The sequence below is a fragment of the Spirillospora sp. NPDC049024 genome (assembly GCF_040649235.1).
Lineage (GTDB): Bacteria > Actinomycetota > Actinomycetes > Streptosporangiales > Streptosporangiaceae > Spirillospora.
In genome coordinates this window covers 120,331-138,346 of sequence record NZ_JBEZFD010000026.1, presented here as the reverse complement: position 1 = coordinate 138,346, position 18,016 = coordinate 120,331, and the positions used below count along the sequence as shown (strand labels likewise).

Sequence of the window (18,016 nt, the reverse complement as noted above, 5' to 3'; positions counted from 1 at the left end):
CGAGATCCGGCAGCGCCACCCCGTCTTCGGCGTCGGCTCCTACGTCGAACTGTCCGCCTCCAACCCCTCCGTCCTCGCCTTCACCCGCGAGATCAACGGCGGGGACGCCAACCAGTGGGGCGGCACGAACACCGTCCTCTGCGTGAACAACCTCTCGCGGTTCCCGCAGCCCGTGGAACTCGACCTGCGGCGTTTCCGGGGCTCGTCCCCGATCGAGTGCATGGGCGGCGTGCAGTTCCCGGCCATCGGCGAACTCCCCTACCTGCTGACCCTGCCGGGCCACGGCTTCTACTGGTTCCTGCTTCCGCCGCCGCCGGACGAGCAGGAGCAGGGAGAGGGAGTGATGTGACCGTGGCGCCGTCCGATCTGCCGACCGACGACTCCCTCGTCCGGCTCCTGTCCGGCTGGCTGCCCCGGCAGCGCTGGTTCGGCGGCAAGGACGGCCCCATCCACGAGCTCGCCATCGGCACCGCCACCGAACTCCGCCCCGGCGACCCCGCCCTGCACCACCTCGTCATCGACGTCCGCCAGGACGGCGCCACCGACCACTACCAGCTCCTCCTCGGCGTCCGCCGCGACCTGCCCGAGCATCTGGCGCCGGTCGCGATCGGGCGGCTGGACGGCCCCGAGCAGGGGATCACCGGCTACGTCTACGACGCCGCGCACGACACCGAGCTGACGCGCCCGCTGCTGGCCCTCATGGCGGACGAGCGGACGGTCGGGCCGCTGACCTTCCGCCGCGCGCCCGGCACCGGCATCCGCACGGACCTGGACGGCACGCCGATCCCGGCCGAGCAGAGCAACACCTCGCTGATCTTCGGCGACGCCTACATCTGCAAGCTGTTCCGCCGCCTGTCCCCCGGCGTCAGCCCCGACCTGGAGGTCAACCTCGCGCTCTCGCGGCGGGGCTCCGAGCACATCCCGAGCGTGCACGGATGGATCGAGCTGGAACCGGGTGCGCTGGGGGCCGCGGGCTCGGAGTCCGGCGAGGGCGAGCCGGCCACGCTCGCGCTGCTGTCGGAGTTCCTGCGCACCGCGACGGACGGCTGGCAGCTCGCGCTCACCAGCGTCCGCGACTGGTTCGCGCAGCCGGCGCCGCCGGGAGCGCCGCCCGCGTTCACCGCCGAGGACCCCGGGGCGGCCGGCGGCGACTTCGCCGCCGAGGCCGAGCGGCTCGGCGCGGCCACCGCCGAGGTGCACCGCGACCTCGCCGCCGCGTTCGGCGTGACGCAGGCGCCGCCCGAGCTGGTGCGGGAGATCGTCTTCGCGATGCACGAGCAGCTCGACCAGGTCGCCGCCGCGGTCCCGCAGCTGCGCCCGTACGCGCCCGCGATCCGCGAGGTGTTCGACCGGGTCGCCGCCGAGGCGGTGCCGCTGCCGTTCCAGCGCGTGCACGGCGACTACCACCTCGGCCAGGTCCTGCGCACCGACTCCGGGTGGATGCTGCTGGACTTCGAGGGCGAGCCGGCCCGCGCGCCCGCCGAGCGCCGGGCGCCCGCGCACCCGCTGCGCGACGTCGCCGGGATGCTCCGCTCGTTCGAGTACGCCGCGCGGTTCCTGCTGGTCAGGGACGCGGACCTGCCGCAGCAGGCGGCGGACGCGCTGGAGCTGCGCGCCCAGGCGTGGGCCGAGCGGAACCGGGCGGCGTTCTGCGCCGGCTACGCGGCCGCGGGCGGGCCCGACCCGGCCGAGCACGCGTCGCTGGTGCGGGCGTTCGAGTTCGACAAGGCGGTCTACGAGATCCGCTACGAGGCGCGGAACCGGCCGTCGTGGCTCCCCGTGCCGCTGCGGTCCCTGGCCCGGCTCGCGGGCTGACCGGGCCGGGACCGCGCGCGCTCCGCGGATCGCGCCGCGCCGCATGTCGTGCCATGGGCCTCCTCACGGGCCGCGTCACAGGTCGATGGAGTAGTCCAGGACGACCCGGTCGGCGGGCAGCACGATGTCGCGGCAGACCTCCATGACGCCGGCGCGCGACAGCATCCGGCGGGTGATGGCGAGCACCGGCACCCCGCCCGTCATGCGCAGGGTCTCGGCCTCCTCCGGGGTCGGCATGCGGGAGCGGACGGCCTCCTCGACCCGGATCGGCGGGTGCCCGAGGTAGGCCAGCTGCGCGAGCGTCCCGCCGGGCCAGGGCTCGCGCGCCGGGTCGGCGACGGGCGTGTCGCCGACCACGTCCCACGGCAGGTAGTTCACGGAGATCTGCTGCGGCTCCTCGCGGGCGTAGAAGACGAACCGGCGGCGCAGCAGCTCGGTGCCGGACGGCAGCTCGAACAGCGCGCCCAGGTCGTCGTCGGCCCGGACGCGGGAGAACTCGCGGTCGAGCCGGTACTCCTCCCAGGTGATCTTCTGGTCGCGGGTGAACGTGGTCTCGGGCACCGCCATCGGCTCGCTCACCGCGCGGTAGCGGTCCATCGCCACGCGCCGGGCCGGCGGGACGACCCGGACGATCGTGCCGCCGCCGCGGCGGGTCTCCACCAGCCCCTCCCCGCGCAGCAGCGCGACCGCCTGCCGCACGACGATCTCCGAGACGCGGTGGGCGTCGCACAGCTCGGCGATGGTCGGCAGCCGCGTCCCCGGCGGAAGGCTGCCGTTCCGGATCCCCTCTCGCAGGGTGTCGGCGATGCGCAGGTAGGCGGGACGGTCCGGCACCGGCGTCACCTCCCTCTCCTCGGGCGCACCCCCGGGCCTCGGGCCTGCCGCGGCGTTCGGACAGCGTTCGACGCCGCGTTCGATCCTGCGCGTCCCTCCTGTCATCCATACCTTCCGGGCGCTATCCGCGGGGGCACGGTCCGCTTACGGACAGCTTGACACCTCTCAGGCCGAGTAAGACTTTTGTATACAGAAGCGCGGCCCCGGGGAAGGGACGACCTTGATGGGCGACTTCGAGGATCTGAAGGCGGCCATCGAGGGCGAGTTTCCGGGTTGGCAGGTGTGGCGCAGCGACGCGGGACGCTGGTACGCGACCCGCAGCGGCGACCTCACCGACGCCCAACTCCAGGCGGGATGTGCGATGACGGTGGCCGCGGACGACGCGGAGGGGCTCCGCCGGATGCTGCTCGACCAGAGGCGCGGGGAGTCCTGAGACCGGTGACGGAAGGCAGGGGAGGCGGGGCCGCCCGGCCCGCGAGCGGGGGCGGGCCGGGCCGGGACATTCCGGTACGGAAGGTACCTGTGGCGCTGAGGTGACACAGGAATGGAGCCCTGGGCGGTGGGGTCGGCGTCACCCCTGGGGCGAGGTAGACGTGGCCGCACGGTCGGCGCATTCGGCGCGACCCCACGACGAAGAGTCGTGCCGGCCGTGCGGTCGCAACACCCGCACAGGCGACCACACCCGTACCCGGCGGCACCCGCGCCCGAGCGGCTCCCGCAGGTGGGCGCCGGCTCGCGAAAACAGGTGGGCCGGGCATGTGAGAGCGCCGCTTCTCGGGGCACCCTCATTGGGATAAAACGGCTCAGGGACGGGAGGCCATGACGTCATGGCACGGGTGACGCGCGCGGAGATCGACAGGCTCGTCGGCGGCGACCACCATGATCCGCACGGTGTCCTCGGGGCGCATCCCGGACGGGACGGGGTGACGGTGCGGGCGTTGCGCCCGCTCGCCGAGAAGGTCGAGGTCGTGCTCCCGAACGGCGACCGGCATCCGCTCCGGCACTTCCACCAGGGGCTGTTCGCCGGAACGCTGCCCGCCGGGACGTCGCTCGCGGGCGCCGGTGCGGACAAGGCGCCCCTCGCCGTCCCCGACTACCGGCTCGCCGTCACCTACGGGGACGGCGCCGAGTCGATCCAGGACGACTCCTACCGGCATCTGCCGACGCTCGGCGAACTCGACCTGCACCTGATCGGCGAGGGGCGGCACGAGGAGCTGTGGCGCGCGCTCGGCGCCCGCGTGCGCTCCTACGCCTCCGCGTTCGGCACCGTGACCGGGACGGGCTTCGCGGTGTGGGCGCCCACGGCGCGGGGCGTGCGCGTGGTCGGCGACTTCAACCACTGGGACGGCCGCGCGCACCCGATGCGGTCGCTCGGCTCCACCGGCGTCTGGGAGCTGTTCGTCCCGGGCGTCGGCGACGGCGTCTGCTACAAGTACGAGATCCTCGGCGCGGACGGCGTGTGGCGCACCAAGGCCGACCCGATGGCGCAGGCCACCGAGCGGCCGCCCGCGACGGCGTCCCGCGTGTTCACCTCCTCCTACGAGTGGGAGGACGGCGCGTGGATGGACTCGCGCAAGGACCACGACTGGCTGCACGAACCCATGAGCGCCTACGAGGTGCACCTCGGGTCGTGGCGCCCCGGGCTCGGCTACAAGGAGCTGGCGGACGAGCTGACGCAGTACGTCAGCGACATGGGCTTCACGCACGTGGAGCTGCTGCCGGTGACCGAGCACCCCTACGGCCCGTCCTGGGGCTACCAGGTCACCTCCTACTACGCGCCCACCGCGCGGTTCGGCGACCCCGACGACTTCCGCTACCTCATCGACCGCCTCCACCAGGCCGGTATCGGCGTCATCATGGACTGGGTGCCCGCCCACTTCCCCAAGGACGAGTGGGCGCTGGCCCGGTTCGACGGCACCGCCCTCTACGAGCACGAGGATCCGAAGCGCGGCGAGCACCCCGACTGGGGCACGCTCGTGTTCAACTTCGGGCGCGCCGAGGTCCGCAACTTCCTGGTGGCGAACGCGTCGTTCTGGCTGGAGGAGTTCCACATCGACGGGCTGCGCGTGGACGCCGTCGCCTCGATGCTGTACCTCGACTACTCGCGCAAGGAGGGCGAGTGGACGCCCAACATCTACGGCGGGCGGGAGAACCTGGAGGCCATCTCCTTCCTCCAGGAGATGAACGCGACGGTCTACAAGCGCAACCCCGGCGTCGTGACGATCGCGGAGGAGTCGACGGCGTGGCCCGGGGTGTCCCGGCCGACCCATCTCGGCGGGCTCGGGTTCGGTTTCAAGTGGAACATGGGCTGGATGCACGACACGCTCGAATACCTGCGCCACGAGCCGGTGTTCCGGCACTACCACCACAACGAGATCACGTTCTCGCTGGTGTACGCGTTCTCTGAGAACTACGTCCTGCCGCTGTCGCACGACGAGGTCGTCCACGGCAAGGGCTCGCTGCTGAGCAAGATGCCGGGCGACTCCTGGCAGCAGTTCGCGGGGCTGCGCACGCTGCTGGCCTACATGTGGTCGCATCCCGGCAAGCAGCTGCTGTTCATGGGCCAGGAGTTCGGGCAGGGCACCGAATGGGCGGAGGAGCGCCCGCTGGACTGGTGGCTGCTGGAGAACGCCGCCGAGGGCGCCAACCACCTCGGGCTGCAGAAGCTCGTCCGCGACCTGAACCTCGCCTACCGGTCGAAGCCGGCGCTGTGGACGCGCGACAGCGACCCCGAGGGGTTCCGCTGGATCGACGGCAACGACGCGGGCGGCAACACCCTGTCCTACCTGCGCTACGGGACGCCGGCCCGGGAGGGCGGCGAACCGCCCGTCGTCGCGTGCGTCGTCAACTTCGCCGGAAGCCCGCACGAGAACTACCGGCTCGGCCTGCCCCAGGCGGGCCGGTGGCGCGAGCTGGTCAACACCGACGCCTACGAGTACGGCGGCAGCGGCGTCGGCAACCTCGGCAGCGTCGAGGCGGTCCCGGAGCCGTGGCACGGGCTGCCCGCGTCCGCGCAGATGCGCGTCCCGCCCCTGGGAGCGGTGTGGCTCGTCCCTGAATAGGGTGACGGGATGCGCCTGCACATCGTCCCCGGGCAGTTCCTGGTGGAGCACCTCCCGCACGCGACGTTCCCCGAGGACGACGAGTGGGTCGCGCTCATCCGCGCCCCCGAGGGCCTCACCGTGATCCGGGACGCCTCGCCGTTCACCGAGGCGGAGCGCTGGGTCGGCTTCTACGGCGACCCGGACGGCGGCCTCGACACGCCAGGCGTGCTCGCCGGGATCGTGGGGCCGCTGGCCGAGGCCGGCGTGTCCGTCTTCGTCGTCTCGACGTACCACTCCGACCTCGTGCTCGTCCCCGAGCACCGGTCGGAGGCCGCGGCGGGGGCGCTGCGCGACGCCGGCCACCGCGTCGAAGCTTAGATCCGACTCGAAGTGGCCTCGTCGACGCGCGAACGCGTGACCTGCCCGGTGCGGCGAAGCCGGAGGCGAGCGGCGCCGGGCAGATCGCGAAGCGATGCCGCGTTCGCCCAGGCCCGGTCACGTAGCGAGCCGCCAGGCGAGCGAAGTGGGCCGGGACTCTGAACACAGCTTAGAGGCGTTCTAGCAGCCAGCGGGGGCCGGTGACGGCGGCGCCCGCCGCCTCGCAGCGGGCGCGCAGCTCGCGGTCGGCCGTGACCACCAGGTGGGCCTGCCCCGGGCGGCCCTGCCGGACGAGGTCCACGATCGTGTCGTCGCCGCTGCCGGGGGCGGCCACGACCCGCAGGCCGTCGGCGGGCTCGTCGGCGACGCCGCGCGCCGCTCCCTCGACGACGAGGACGACCTCCGGGAAGCAGCGGTCGTAGGGGAAGAGGCCGCTCGGCAGGCCCTGCACGCCGCCGTCAAGGCGCTTCAGGTCGTCGCGGAGCCGCGCGTTCGCGCCCGCCCGGTCCTTCCACCAGCCGTCGGCGCGGGCACCGACGACGTTCGCCGCGTCGACGACGAGGACGAGCTCCTGCATCGCGTTCCGCAGGCGGGGCCAGGAGCGCGCGAACGGCTCGAACAGGTTGCGGTCGGTGACCTCTTCCGCGCGCACCCATTCGGCTCTGCGCGTCTCCCGCGACGCGGGCAGCACCCGCGCGAGCTCGGGCAGCGAGCCCACGATGGAGGTGAAGGACCAGCCGCCGTGGTCCTCGACGCTGGTCCCGTGGACGGCGACCGTCGTCGTGTCGAGCGTGCACTCCTCGGACGTCTCGCGGAGCGCGCCGGTGACGACGTCCTCGTGGCTGTGGAGCGCGCCCCCGAACATGCCCCACGTCCCGCCGCCGAGGCCCCACCACGCGCGCTGCTGGAGCAGCACCCACACCTGGCCGGAGGGGTCGCGGTGGTAGGCCAGCAGGCCCGCGGCGCCGAACCGCCCCCAGTGCGTGTGGCCCAGCTCGCAGGCGGCCCAGCCGTCGCCGTCTCCCATGCGTCCGACGATAGCGCCGCGGACCCGCGGTGCAGGCCGGTCCCGTGACGAAGGGCACAGTGCCCTCGCCCCGACTCCGCCCCGCTCGCCGAATACCATTCGGAGGTCATCGTGATCAGGGAGTGTGGTGTGAGCGTCGAGGCGACCCCGGAGGCCCATCGCGAGGCGGCCGACCTGTGGAACACCCTGTCGGGCGCCGAGCTGATCCAGGCCATGGCGGACGGACGGTTCCCGCAGATCTCCGACATCAACGACTTCATCGGGCAGGACATCGCCGCCGCCGAACCAGGCCGGGTCTCCATCCGGTGGACGCCCGGCGAGCGGCTCTGCAACCCCGGCGGCACCGTGCACGGCGGGTACATCGCGATGATCCTCGACAACGCGGTCTGCCTCGCGGCGAGCAGCACCGGCGAGCACTTCATGCCGATGCTCACGCTCAACCTGAACGTCGACTACCTGCGCGGCGTCCGGGCGGGCGAGACCTACACGGTGACCGGGACGTGCGTGCACCCCGGCGGCACCCGCATGGTCTCCAACGCCGTGGTCGCCGACGAGCGCGGCCGCCCGGTCGCCCAGGCGTCGGCCAGCGTCATCCCCAACAAGGCGTTCGCCCGCTGACCCACTCCCCCGCCGCCGCTCCCCCGGCGGCCGGCACCCGCCGGGGACACCCGGAACGGGGGCGGGAGAGCACATAGGCTGGGCCCATGGTGGATCCAGGCACAGTCGTCAACGTGATCAAACAGGCCCGCGACCGGCGGACGGCCCCGCTGATCCTCGAACTGGACCTCACCGAGGGCATCGTCGAGACCGCGCCGTCCGACCCCGTCTCGGCCATCCTGTCCATGCGCCGGACGAGCCTGCGCGACGTCCTGGACGGGCTGCGCCGCGCCCGCTCCGACAGTCGCGTGCGCGCCCTCGTCGTGAAGGTCACCGGCACCATCGGGCTGGCGCTCGCCCAGGAGCTGCGCGAGGCCGTCCAGGGGCTGCGGGACGCGGGCAAGCTCACCGTCGCCTGGGCCGAGACGTTCGGCGAGGGGGGCCGCGGCACCGTCCCGTTCTACCTGGCCACCGGGTTCGACAAGGTCTACCTCCAGCCCACCGGCGAGGTCGGGCTCACCGGCGTCGCGCTGGAGGAGCCGTTCTTCGCCGGCGCGCTGGAGAAGGCGGGCGTCCAGCCGCGCTTCGCCAAGCGCTACGAGTACAAGACCATGGCGAACACGTTCATGGAGAAGACCTACACGCCCGAGCACGAGGAGTCGTCGCAGCGCCTCGTCACCTCGCTGGGCGAGCAGATCACCGCCGGGATCGCCGCCGCCCGCGGCCTGCCGGAGGACGAGGTCCGCGAGCTCACCGACCGCGGCCCGCTGCTGGCCGCCGAGGCGCTGGAGGCCGGCCTCGTCGACGGCCTCGCCTACCGCGACGAGGTCTACGGCGGCCTGCGCGAGCGGTTCGGCGAGGAGGCGCAGCTGCGCTTCGTCTCCCGCTACAACCGCGCGCACGGCCTCGCGGGCCGCCTCCCGCAGCCGGGCAAGCAGGACGTCGTCGCCTACATCAACGGTCAGGGCCCGATCCGGCTCGGCCGCAGCGGCCGCGGCGGCCCGCTCCCGAACTCCGGCCCCGCGATGGGCTCGGACACGGTCGGCGCGGCGTTCCGCGCCGCGGTGAAGGACGAGCGGGTCAAGGCGATCGTGTTCCGCGTCAACAGCCCGGGCGGCTCCGCCGTCGCGTCCGACGCGATCTGGCGCGAGGTCGTGCTCGCCCGCCGCGCCGGCAAGCCCGTCGTCGTGTCCATGGGCAACGTCGCGGCGTCCGGCGGCTACTACGTCGCGATGGCCGCCGACACGATCGTCGCCCAGCCCGGCACCATCACCGGCTCGATCGGCGTCGTGGTCGGCAAGGCCGTGGTGAACGACCTGCTGGAGCGGGTCGGCATCGGCCTCGGCTCCGTCGCCGACGGCGACCACGCCCGCATGTTCAGCGCCACCAAGGACTTCAGCGACTCCGAGTGGGAGCGGGTCAACGCCTCCCTCGACCGGATCTACGACGACTTCACCGCGAAGGTCGCCGAGGGCCGCGACCTGACCCGCGAGCGCGTCCACGAGCTGGCCCGCGGCCGGGTCTGGACCGGCGCGGACGCCCGGGAGCGCGGCCTCGTCGACGAGCTGGGCGGCATCGACCTGGCCCTCGACATCGCCCGCAAGAAGGCGGGCCTGGCCTCCGACGCCCCGGTCCGGCTCTACCCGCACACCTCGCCGCTGGAGCGGCTGCGTCCGCCGGAGTCCAGCGAGGACCGCGCCGCCGCGGCCGCGCGCTTCGACGGCTGGGGCTCCCTCGGCGGCCTCGCCGCGCGCCTAGGCCTGCCCGCCGCCGGCCCGCTCACCCTGCCGGGCTCCTGGGAGATCCGCTGAGCGGCGCGTTCGTCGAGGCCGTCGCGGGCTTCGCCACGGGCGTCGCCGTGCTGACCGTCCGCGACGGCCGCGACGACCTCGGCACCACGGTCACCTCGTTCATGTCGGTGTCGCTGGAGCCGCCGATGGTCGTGGCGAGCGTGACGACCTCGTCCTACCTCACGGAGGTGCTGGGCCGGCGCCCGCGCTGGGCCGCGACGGTCCTGTCCTCGGCCCAGCGCGCCCTGGCGGGCCGGTTCGCCGCCGAGGGGCGTCCGAGCGCCCGCATCCTGCTGGCGAGCGAGCCCCACCACCGCGGCGAGCACTCCGGCGCCCTCGTCCCCGAGGCGGGCGTCTCCGCCCTGGAGTGCGAGACCCGGCAGACCGTCGAGGCGGGCGACCACACCCTCTTCATCGCCGAGGTCCTCTCGACCGACTACGTCAGCGCCGGGCGGCCCCCCTTGGTGAGGGTCGCCCGGCGCTACCTGTCCGTCTAGGGCCGCGGGCCCGGCGCACTACGCCTTCGGGAAGCGCTCCAGGAAGCCGCGCAGGTCGTCGGCGTGCTCCTCCTCCTGCGCCAGGATCTGCTCGAAGACGCGCTTGGTGGTGGGGTCGCCGTCGCCGAGCCACTGGATGATCTCGGTGTAGGAGGCGATGGCGATCCGCTCCGCCACCAGATCCTCCTTGAGCATCTCGACGAGGTCGAGGCTGGCGTTGTACTCGGCGTGCGCGCGGGTGGTGAGGGTGTCCGGGGAGAAGTCGGGCTCGCCGCCGAGCTGGACGATCCGCTCCGCCAGCATGTCGGCGTGCTGCTGCTCCTCGGCCGCGTGCTGGAGGAACTCGCTCGCGACGGTCTCGGCGTGGATGCCGGTGGCCGTGTAGTAGTGCCGCTTGTACCGCAGCACGCACACGATCTCCGTGGCCAGGGCCTCGTTGCAGACCTGGATCACGCGCTCGAGGTCCGCACCGTACGCCTCGGTGATCGGGCCTTTATCGATCTCCTGCCGAGCACGTTCGCGCAGGGTCTTGATGTCCGTCAGGAACTCCGCCATCTAGGGGCCTCCACAGTCGACTATTGGAAGTCGTCTACCCGGCGCCCGTGCTTCCACACGGCGTGTGTGAGGGGCACGCCGGGACGGTAGGCGAGGTGGATGTAGGAGGGCGCGTCGAGGACGTGGACGTCGGCCCGGGCGCCCGGCGTCAGGTGCCCCACGTCGGTGCGGCGGAGGGCGCGGGCGCCGCCTGCGGTCGCCGACCAGACGGCCTCGGCGGGCGTCGTGTGCATGTCGCGGACGGCCACGGCGATGCAGAACGCCATGCTGGAGCTGTAGCAGGACCCGGGGTTGCAGTCGGTGGCGAGGGCGACGGTGGCCCCGGCGTCCAGGAGGCGGCGCGCGTCCGGGTAGGGCTGCCGGGTGGAGAACTCGACGCCGGGCAGGAGCGTCGCGACCGTCCGTGACGACGCCAGCGCGTCCACGTCGGCGTCGCTGAGGAACGTGCAGTGGTCGGCGGACGCGGCGTCCAACTCGACGGCGAGCCGCACGGCGGGCCCCTGCGTGAGCTGGTTCGCGTGGAGGCGCGGCAGCAGGCCCGCCTTCACGCCCGCCGTGAGGACCTCCCGGGCCTGGTCGGCGTCGAAGGCGCCCTCCTCGCAGAAGACGTCCACCCAGCGCGCATGCGGAGCGCAGGCGGCGAGCATGTCGGTGGCGGCGAGGCGGGCGTACCCGGCGGCGTCGCCCGCGTACTCGGCGGGGACGACGTGGGCGCCGAGGTAGGTCACCTCGTCGGCGTACTCGGCGGCGATCCGGACGGCGCGCGCCTCCTGCTCGACCGTGAGGCCGTAGCCGGACTTGCACTCGACCGTCGTGACGCCCTGGCGGGCCATCTCGCCGACGAGGCGGCGCACGTTGGCGCGCAGCTCGTCGTCGGACGCGGCGCGGGTGCGCTCGACGGTCGTGCGGATGCCGCCCGCGGCGTACTTCTCGCCGCTCATCCGGGCCGCGAACTCCTCGGCGCGCTCACCGGCGAAGACCAGGTGGGCGTGGGAGTCCACGAAGCCGGGCAGCACCGCCCGCCCGGCGGCGTCGAACGACTCGTCGGCGGCGGGCGCGGACGAGGACGGCCCCGTCCACGCGACCGCGCCGTCCTCGATCACCAGCGCGGCGTCGCGGACGACGGCCAGGCCGCCGCCCGCGGCGGGATCGTTGGTGACGAGCTCTCCGATGCCGGTGATGACCGTGCTCGTGGGATCGACCGTGCTCACCGGGGCAGGATCTCACGCGGCCACCCGCAGCCAGACGTCGGCGGTGCCGCCGCCGCGGAGCACCCGGAACCGCCAGCAGCCGGGCTCGCCGATCCGGTAGCCCGCGCCCCACTCCTGGCCGGGGCGCTGGAAACTGCTGCCGCCGTGGGGCTCCGGCCCCCACACGACGGGGCGTTCCCGGCCGCGCGGGTCGACGGACGTGAGCCGCAGCGGCCCCGACCCCGTCACCCGCCACACGATCTTGAGGTCGCGGCCGGCGCGCAGCGGCGGGTAGCGGTCCTGCGGCATCATCAGGCCCCAGGCGCGGATGCCGTGGCCGGTGCCGCGGACCTCCGGCATCCCGTCCCCGTAGTCGGCGGCGCCGTACGGGGCGACGGGCGACGCCGGGCGGCACCCCGGAGCCCCGTCGGGCCCCCGCGGACCGGCGGTCGCGGCGCCTGCGGCCGTCTCCGCCGGTCGGGGCGGCGGCGCCGCGCCGCCGTCCCGCCCGCCGGTGGAGCATCCGGCGGCGGCCAGGAGGACGGCGCAGGCCGCGGTACGCGACAGAAGCGCCGGGAACGTCAGCGGCGGCGCGCCTCCGCCTCCAGGACCGGGATGGCGCCGCGCTGCATCGCCCTCAGGTGCACGACGCCGCGCTCCTCGGCGAAGACCTCGACGGTCTGGCGGGTGTGGCTGCCCCCGGCGGCGCGCTCCATCCGCACCCCCGGCCCCACGCGCAGCGAACGGCACTTGAAGTGGATGGCGTAGACGTTCTGCGGCTCGCCGCCGACGACGGAGTCGCACACCACCACCTTCTTCGTCCCGTCGTCCATCTCCTGCACGACGGCGATCCCGTGGTTGGTCGGCAGCTGGAAGTCCGAACTCATCTCGGCCGTCCTTTCTCATGTACGAAGTCTGATCCAGATGACCGGTTCCCGGTCACAGCGGGCGGACAGGAGAGACGCCCTCGCTGTCGATGCCGAACATCACCTGCTTCCAGTCGCCGGTGAACGAGTAGATTCCGCCCGACGTGGCGACGCCGAGCCTCGACGGCACCCTGGTGGCGTCCACGTGCCGGCGCACCCGTCCCATCGAGTGGACGCCGTCCATGTCCCGCCAGAGCGAGACGTTGAGCAGCGTCCGGGTGCGCCAGCCGACCAGCAGGGAGCTTCCGAGGAACCCGGTCGCGTGCCGCCGGACCTCGCGCGCCATCCGCCTGTGGAGGAACACCAGGACGAGGAGCTTCCAGAGGCCGGGGCACTCGAACCTCGTCACCACGATCACGCCCTCGGCGGGGCGCGCGCTCACGTCGCCTGGACGATCGTCGCGACGGCGAGCGTCACCAGCGCCGTCCCGGACAGGGCGCGAATCGATCTCAGCCACAGCCGTTCCCTTCTCGTGCCCATGTCGGTCATCGCGGGCGTGAACCGCAGGCTCCACAGCACGACGCCGACGTTGGACAGCAGCGCCATTCCGATCATCACGGGCGCGGCCATCCACGGGTCCAGCAGCACCACGGCGGCGATCGTGACCCAGACCAGCGACACCGCCTTCTGCGTCGTGACGAGCAGCCCGAGGTCGAAACCCCAGACCACGCCGCGGAACCCGGGCGCCAGCCGGTGCACCAGCACCTGCGGTACCTGCCGCCACACGTGGGGCGTGCGGCCGGCCAGGTCGGCGATCCCGAACCCGAGGGCCACGGCCGCGAGGGCCAGCGCCCGCGGCGTCTCCGGCACCGCCTCGTGCACGCCGCGCCCCACCACGTACAGCAGCAGCGCGACGAGCAGGCCCGACAGGACCCCGCCCAGCGCCAGGCCGGCGAGGAACCGCGCGCCGTCCGCCGGACGGCGGCGTATCAGAGGGCCGGAGACTCCGGCCATCGACCTTCCTCAAGGGCTCAGCACGTGCAGGACCGCGCCGATCCCGCCGATGACCAGCCAGACGACCATCAGCGTCCCGTCAGTTGTACTGGCAGGAGTACGCGGAGTGCTGCTTGCCGCTGTAGTAGGCCTCGCAGCAGGAGCAGTGCAGGTAGGCGCTCATGGCGCAGCCCCAGATGTAGTCCGCGTTGTTCCGGCAGGTCGTCATCGACACGTTGGGGCACACGGCGAGGTTGCAGCAGTTCTTCTGGCAGATCGCGTAGGCGGGGGCGGACTTGCCGAAGATCGCCGACGCGGCGGTCAGGCCGCCGGCGCCCAGCGCGCCGAGGAACCCCCGGCGGGCGAACCTCCCCGCGGTCGCGGCGCCCCGTTTCTTGGCGGACCCGTGCGTCATCGTGCTCATGACACTCCCTTCGGTTCGTGGACCTTCGTCCTGAGGGCCTGGACATCCTGGAAGACCAGGGCCGACTCCAGCCGCCCGCCGCGCATGACCAGCGCCGTCGGGCTCATCCGCACGTTGAACTCGTCCGCCACCCAGGAGCCGCCCTCATCGACGTAGTGGGGGAGCCGCCGCAGCCCGTACTGCTCGACGAAGCGTTCACCGCGTTCCCGCTCCGCGGTCGAGACGATGACGGCCATGTCCGCGTCCGCGCCCCGGTCCAGCTCCTCCGACAGCTGCGCGGCGACGTCCTTGCAGGTCGAGCAGGCTGTGCTGAGCACGAGGACGGGCCGGGCGGCGTCGGGGTCGGCGGCCCCGGCGGCGGACAGCCCGGCCAGTTCGGCGGGCCACCGGGAGGGCTCCACGCCGAGCCGCGCGTCCTCCAGGGCCCAGATCTCGGGGTCGCGTGCGGCGGCGGCCTCCCGCTCGGTCGGCAGCCGGGAGGTCAGCTCTCCGAGCATCGCGAAGAGCAGCACGACCGCCGCGACCAGGAGCAGCAGCACGGCGCCGAAGAAGATCTCCATCATGCGGTGTTTCCTCCGTCTATCGCGATGCGGGCAGCGGGCGGGTCAGGTTCTTGATCAGGCCGCGGCGGGTCCACAGGCACAGCAGCAGCGCGCCGCACGCCAGCCCGGTGGCGGCCTGGAAGAAGTAGGACGCGGCGCCGTCCCCGGCACCGGCCGCGAGGTTCGCCGCCGGGACGGCCATGAGCGGCACTCCGACCAGCACGTTGAACCAGCCGAGGGGGCGGTCGGCGGCGCCGCCGAAGCAGCCGCAGGCGGTCCCCGCCCCGCGCAGCAGGCCGAGCACTCCGGCGAGCGCGAACACGGCGCCGAGCAGCCCCGCCGCCCAGGCGCCGGCCGGGCGGGCGGCGGCGACGGTCAGCGACAGCGCCGTCAGCAGCTCCACGGCCGCGAACACGCGGACGTGGGCGGTGGTGATCCCCTTTCCGGGCGGGCGGAACAGCTCGTTCAACGACCGCCGCAGCTGGCCCGGGGAAACGCTCTTCGCGACGCCCGCGACAAAAAGAACGGACGCGGCGGCGGAGTTGACGCAGACGAGAACGGGGTCGGAAATTGCCATGACGAGGCGGACCTCACACTCATGGGAGAAAAGCGTGTCATTCGCTGTGATCTTTGTAACCCACGTGGATAACCTCGTCAATACACGTTTCGCGCACACGCGAATTGAGTCGATTACTCAATGGGGCGGACCGGATTGCTCAATCCGCGGCGGACGGAGCACGGCCCGCGCCGGTGCCCAGGTCCAGCCCGCGGAGTTCGCCCCGGGTCCGGACATCGAGCTTGCGATACGCGCGGTAGAGGTGGTTCCCCACGGTCCGCGGGCTGAGATAGAGCCGGGCCGCAATCTCCCGGTTGCTCGCGCCGGCCGCCGCGAGGCGCACGATCTGGAGTTCCTGGTGGGTGAGACCGCCGATCCGGACACCCCGGGGCTCCGCTCCCGCCGGGCGGGCGCCGGCGGCCTCCAACTCGGTGCGCGCCCGTTCCGCCCAGACCCGCGCCCCCAGCTCCTCGAACAGTTCCATGGCGCGGCTCAGCTGCTCCCCCGCCCCGGCCCGCCGCCGCGCCCGCCGCAGCCATTCACCGTACAGCAGGTGAGTGCGCGCCAGCTCGTAGCGATTACCGCCCTTCCTGCGGCCGAACGCGACGGCCTCCGTGAAATGCCGTTCCGCTTTCTCTCCGGAATACAGCTGCGCCCGGCAGCGCTGAAGAATCGCCGCCGTGACGGGCGCGGGGTTCAGCACCGCCTGCCGTTCGAGAAAAGAAAGGGAGCGCTCCGCCTTTTCTGGCCGTCCGCACCGCACCGCCGCCTCCACCCGGTCGGCCGCCTGCCGGACGGCGCTCGTGAACGGACCCGCCTCCGGCACGCCGTCCGGAACGTCCTCCAGACGGGCCAGCGCGTCCGCGTTGCGCCCGTGCCCGAGGTCGAGCAGGGCGAGCGCCCACGTCCCCAGGGAGACGGTCGGGGTGATCCTCGCGGTCCGGGCATGCTCCATGCCCGCGGCGACCAGGCGCGCGCACCGCTCCCCGTCCCCCTCGACCGCGGCGAGCCAGCCGAGCAGGCAGCTCAGGTGACCCGCCCGGTGCCGCCGGCCGTCCCCCGCGAGCCGCAGTCCCTCCGCCGCGCTCTCCCGGGCCTCGCGGTGCCGGCCCCGCTCGAGCTGCGCGTGGGCCAGCGTCTGCATCGCGTGCGGCAGCCGCCCCGCCAGGCCGTGCTCCCGGCAGTCCCGGACGTAGTCCTCGGCCGCCTCGTACGCGCCGTCCGCGATGGCGGCGGAGGCGGCCGCCAGCCTTCGGCCCGTCCCCGCCGGGAGCGACCGCCGCGCCACACCGGTCAGCGTGACGACGGCCTCCGCGGCTCCCGACGCGACGGACGCGGCGAGCGCCGGCGGCCACGCGGCCAGCGGCGAGTCCCAGGGCGGCGCGACCGTCCCCATCGCGTCCAGCGCCTCCCGTACGAGCCGCGCGTCGCCCGCCTCCCAGCCGCACCGGACCGCCTCGCCCAGCATGAGTAGCGCCTCCTCGGGGTCGCGTCCGGCGATCGGCGCCGCCCCGTCGAGCAGTGTCCGGCACGCCGTGCGCGGCGACCCGCACTCCGCCTCCACCGCCGCCCCCGCCCGCGCCAGCCCGGCGCGCGCGGCCGGGCCCGCCGCCTGCCGATCCGCCCGGGCGAGCAGTTCGGTCGCTCCGCCGTACAGCCCGGCGTCGCTCGCCGCGAGGGCGGCGGCCGCGAGCCGGGCCGAGCGGATTCCGGCGTCGGGGGTCAGCTCCGCCGACCGCGCGAGGCAGGCGTAGGCGCGGGAGCCGCCCGATCGTCGGCCGGAGCGTTCCAGTTCCGCCGCGACGTCCTCGCGGCGCCCCACGGTCGCCGCCGCCATGTGCCAGGCGCGCAGCTCGGCGTGCTCGTCCCCGGCGCATTCGGCCAGTGCCCGGTGCACGGCGCGCCGCTCGACCGTGGTGGCGCGGTGGTAGGCGGCGGCCCGCACGAGCGGGTGCGCGAAGCCGATGGTCATGCCGCTCGCCGCCAGGAGCCCGGCTCGTTCGGCGGGCGCCAGGTCCGCGACCGTCGCGCCCAGCCGCTCGGCCGCCGCCGCGATCCGTGCGGTGTCGCCGGCGTCGTCCGCGGCGGCGGCCGACAGGACGGTCTGCGTCGCGGGCGGCAGCGCCGCCAGCTGCGCGGACGCCTCGGCCTGGAACGTTCCGGAGACCGGAGAGGTGCCGTCGTGGAACGTCCACGGGTTCATGCGGCCCATTCGCTGGGCCGGGCTCAGGGAGGCGGGCAGGACCCGGAGCGCCAGTGGATTGCCGTCCGCCTCGGCGATGACCCGCTCCCGGGCCGGCGGGGAGAGGTCCCCTCCGGTCTCGGCGAGCAGCGCCGCGGCGGGGTCCGGGGCGAGGCGCGGCAACCGCAGTTGCGGAAGGCCGGACGACCCGAACGTCGCCTCGTCGCGGGCGGCCGCCAGCAGCGCGACCGGTTCGCCCCCCAGCCTGCGGGCGACGAACACCAGCACGTCCGCGGACGCCGCGTCCAGCCACTGCGCGTCATCGACCAGGCATAACACCGGACGAGCGGCGGCGAGCCGGCGCAGCAGCGCGAGCATGGCGCGGCGCACGTGGAACAGCTCCTCGCGGCCTCCGGTACCCGACTCGCCGACGGCGCGCAGCCGTTCGGCGTCATCGGCGGGCAGGTCGCCCGACCGGCCGAGCGCCGGCCGCAGCATCAACTCCAGGGACGCGAACGGCTGCTCCGCCTCGGAGGGGCAGCCGGCGCAGCGCAGGACCAGCGCACCGCCCGCCGCGTCCGCGGCGTGCTCCAGCAGCGCGGTCTTGCCGATCCCGGCCTCCCCCCGGATGACCGCGGCCCCGCCGGACCCGGCCCGCGCCCCCGCCACCAGGCGCTCCACCTCCGCGCGTTCGGCGGCTCTGCCGTACAACATGGCGCCCTCCGC

At 73.9% G+C, this 18,016-nt stretch carries 20 protein-coding genes; 8 read left to right on the top strand and 12 right to left on the bottom strand.

The annotated features are described in order from the left end of the window. A partial coding sequence (locus AB0C21_RS36375) for an alpha-glucosidase C-terminal domain-containing protein (RefSeq protein WP_353821204.1) occupies positions 1-349 on the top strand: 349 nt, incomplete at its 5' end. Beyond that, positions 346-1,815: a maltokinase N-terminal cap-like domain-containing protein gene (locus tag AB0C21_RS36370; RefSeq protein WP_500210471.1), complete on the top strand. Its 1,470-nt coding sequence runs from the start codon at positions 346-348 to the stop codon at positions 1,813-1,815. The genes AB0C21_RS36375 and AB0C21_RS36370, both read left to right, overlap by 4 nt. 75 nt (positions 1,816-1,890) lie before the next feature. Here the strand turns inward: AB0C21_RS36370 and AB0C21_RS36365 are convergent, their stop codons facing one another. Next, positions 1,891-2,658, bottom strand: a complete 768-nt coding sequence (locus AB0C21_RS36365) for a GntR family transcriptional regulator (RefSeq protein ID WP_500210470.1) — start codon at positions 2,656-2,658, stop codon at positions 1,891-1,893. 214 nt (positions 2,659-2,872) lie between these two features. Here AB0C21_RS36365 and AB0C21_RS36360 point away from each other — a divergent pair, with 214 nt between their 5' ends. From AB0C21_RS36360 to AB0C21_RS36350, 3 genes are all read left to right on the top strand, one after another. After that, positions 2,873-3,082: a hypothetical protein gene (locus AB0C21_RS36360; RefSeq protein WP_500210469.1), complete on the top strand. Its 210-nt coding sequence runs from the start codon at positions 2,873-2,875 to the stop codon at positions 3,080-3,082. A gap of 394 nt (positions 3,083-3,476) precedes the next feature. Further along, the gene (gene glgB, locus AB0C21_RS36355; RefSeq protein ID WP_500210468.1) at positions 3,477-5,711 is read left to right on the top strand and encodes a 1,4-alpha-glucan branching protein GlgB; all 2,235 of its coding nucleotides are present in this window, start codon (positions 3,477-3,479) and stop codon (positions 5,709-5,711) included. A 9-nt stretch (positions 5,712-5,720) separates the two neighbouring features. Further along, positions 5,721-6,071: an ACT domain-containing protein gene (locus AB0C21_RS36350; RefSeq protein WP_353821207.1), complete on the top strand. Its 351-nt coding sequence runs from the start codon at positions 5,721-5,723 to the stop codon at positions 6,069-6,071. Between the two features lie 169 nt (positions 6,072-6,240). On the opposite strand, the gene AB0C21_RS36345 is transcribed toward AB0C21_RS36350, so the two are convergent. Beyond that, positions 6,241-7,098 (bottom strand): NUDIX domain-containing protein, encoded by an 858-nt coding sequence (locus AB0C21_RS36345; protein ID WP_500210466.1) that lies wholly within the window; start codon positions 7,096-7,098, stop codon positions 6,241-6,243. Positions 7,099-7,227: 129 nt separating this feature from the next. Between AB0C21_RS36345 and AB0C21_RS36340 the strand changes: the two genes are divergently transcribed. The 3 genes from AB0C21_RS36340 to AB0C21_RS36330 all read left to right on the top strand — a co-directional run bounded on the left by AB0C21_RS36340 (position 7,228) and on the right by AB0C21_RS36330 (position 9,982). Beyond that, positions 7,228-7,716, top strand: a complete 489-nt coding sequence (locus AB0C21_RS36340) for a PaaI family thioesterase (protein WP_500210465.1) — start codon at positions 7,228-7,230, stop codon at positions 7,714-7,716. Between the two features lie 86 nt (positions 7,717-7,802). After that, positions 7,803-9,506, top strand: a complete 1,704-nt coding sequence (sppA, locus tag AB0C21_RS36335; protein ID WP_149264068.1) for a signal peptide peptidase SppA — start codon at positions 7,803-7,805, stop codon at positions 9,504-9,506. Beyond that, a complete protein-coding gene (locus tag AB0C21_RS36330) occupies positions 9,491-9,982 on the top strand; it encodes a flavin reductase family protein (RefSeq protein ID WP_500210478.1) in 492 nt (163 codons plus the stop codon). Before sppA ends, AB0C21_RS36330 begins: the two co-directional genes overlap by 16 nt. 18 nt (positions 9,983-10,000) lie before the next feature. Here the strand turns inward: AB0C21_RS36330 and AB0C21_RS36325 are convergent, their stop codons facing one another. The 10 genes from AB0C21_RS36325 to AB0C21_RS36280 form a co-directional block, all read right to left on the bottom strand. Further along, positions 10,001-10,537, bottom strand: a complete 537-nt coding sequence (locus tag AB0C21_RS36325) for a ferritin-like domain-containing protein (protein ID WP_149264069.1) — start codon at positions 10,535-10,537, stop codon at positions 10,001-10,003. A 20-nt stretch (positions 10,538-10,557) separates the two neighbouring features. Then, positions 10,558-11,748, bottom strand: coding sequence for an imidazolonepropionase (hutI, locus tag AB0C21_RS36320; RefSeq protein ID WP_500210464.1), 1,191 nt, complete (start codon positions 11,746-11,748; stop codon positions 10,558-10,560). Between the two features lie 12 nt (positions 11,749-11,760). Next, a complete protein-coding gene (locus tag AB0C21_RS36315) occupies positions 11,761-12,087 on the bottom strand; it encodes a hypothetical protein (protein WP_500210462.1) in 327 nt (108 codons plus the stop codon). A gap of 221 nt (positions 12,088-12,308) precedes the next feature. After that, positions 12,309-12,614, bottom strand: coding sequence for a hypothetical protein (locus tag AB0C21_RS36310; RefSeq protein WP_500210461.1), 306 nt, complete (start codon positions 12,612-12,614; stop codon positions 12,309-12,311). A gap of 52 nt (positions 12,615-12,666) precedes the next feature. Next, entirely contained in the window at positions 12,667-13,035 is a 369-nt protein-coding gene (locus AB0C21_RS36305) for a hypothetical protein (protein ID WP_500210460.1), read from the bottom strand. Further along, positions 13,032-13,607, bottom strand: a complete 576-nt coding sequence (locus AB0C21_RS36300; RefSeq protein ID WP_500210459.1) for a hypothetical protein — start codon at positions 13,605-13,607, stop codon at positions 13,032-13,034. The genes AB0C21_RS36305 and AB0C21_RS36300 overlap by 4 nt, the downstream gene beginning before the upstream one ends. A 79-nt stretch (positions 13,608-13,686) precedes the next feature. Continuing rightward, entirely contained in the window at positions 13,687-14,010 is a 324-nt protein-coding gene (locus AB0C21_RS36295; RefSeq protein ID WP_500210457.1) for a hypothetical protein, read from the bottom strand. Then, positions 14,007-14,573 (bottom strand): hypothetical protein, encoded by a 567-nt coding sequence (locus AB0C21_RS36290; RefSeq protein WP_500210456.1) that lies wholly within the window; start codon positions 14,571-14,573, stop codon positions 14,007-14,009. Before AB0C21_RS36290 ends, AB0C21_RS36295 begins: the two co-directional genes overlap by 4 nt. A gap of 16 nt (positions 14,574-14,589) precedes the next feature. Further along, a complete protein-coding gene (locus tag AB0C21_RS36285; RefSeq protein WP_500210455.1) occupies positions 14,590-15,129 on the bottom strand; it encodes a MauE/DoxX family redox-associated membrane protein in 540 nt (179 codons plus the stop codon). A gap of 139 nt (positions 15,130-15,268) precedes the next feature. Beyond that, positions 15,269-18,004: an AAA family ATPase gene (locus AB0C21_RS36280; protein ID WP_500210454.1), complete on the bottom strand. Its 2,736-nt coding sequence runs from the start codon at positions 18,002-18,004 to the stop codon at positions 15,269-15,271. Positions 18,005-18,016 lie beyond the last annotated feature (12 nt).

Excerpts from the sequence above, each read along its gene's own strand:
- AB0C21_RS36360 (WP_500210469.1), top strand. The coding sequence starts at position 2,873 with ATGGGCGACTTCGAGGATCTGAAGGCGGCCATCGAGGGCGAGTTTCCG.
- glgB (WP_500210468.1), top strand. The coding sequence starts at position 3,477 with ATGGCACGGGTGACGCGCGCGGAGATCGACAGGCTCGTCGGCGGCGAC.
- AB0C21_RS36350 (WP_353821207.1), top strand. The coding sequence starts at position 5,721 with ATGCGCCTGCACATCGTCCCCGGGCAGTTCCTGGTGGAGCACCTCCCG.
- AB0C21_RS36345 (WP_500210466.1), bottom strand. The coding sequence starts at position 7,098 with ATGGGAGACGGCGACGGCTGGGCCGCCTGCGAGCTGGGCCACACGCAC.
- sppA (WP_149264068.1), top strand. The coding sequence starts at position 7,803 with ATGGTGGATCCAGGCACAGTCGTCAACGTGATCAAACAGGCCCGCGAC.
- AB0C21_RS36325 (WP_149264069.1), bottom strand. The coding sequence starts at position 10,537 with ATGGCGGAGTTCCTGACGGACATCAAGACCCTGCGCGAACGTGCTCGG.
- AB0C21_RS36315 (WP_500210462.1), bottom strand. The coding sequence starts at position 12,087 with ATGCCGGAGGTCCGCGGCACCGGCCACGGCATCCGCGCCTGGGGCCTG.
- AB0C21_RS36310 (WP_500210461.1), bottom strand. The coding sequence starts at position 12,614 with ATGAGTTCGGACTTCCAGCTGCCGACCAACCACGGGATCGCCGTCGTG.
- AB0C21_RS36300 (WP_500210459.1), bottom strand. The coding sequence starts at position 13,607 with ATGGCCGGAGTCTCCGGCCCTCTGATACGCCGCCGTCCGGCGGACGGC.
- AB0C21_RS36295 (WP_500210457.1), bottom strand. The coding sequence starts at position 14,010 with ATGAGCACGATGACGCACGGGTCCGCCAAGAAACGGGGCGCCGCGACC.
- AB0C21_RS36290 (WP_500210456.1), bottom strand. The coding sequence starts at position 14,573 with ATGATGGAGATCTTCTTCGGCGCCGTGCTGCTGCTCCTGGTCGCGGCG.
- AB0C21_RS36285 (WP_500210455.1), bottom strand. The coding sequence starts at position 15,129 with ATGGCAATTTCCGACCCCGTTCTCGTCTGCGTCAACTCCGCCGCCGCG.
- AB0C21_RS36280 (WP_500210454.1), bottom strand. The coding sequence starts at position 18,004 with ATGTTGTACGGCAGAGCCGCCGAACGCGCGGAGGTGGAGCGCCTGGTG.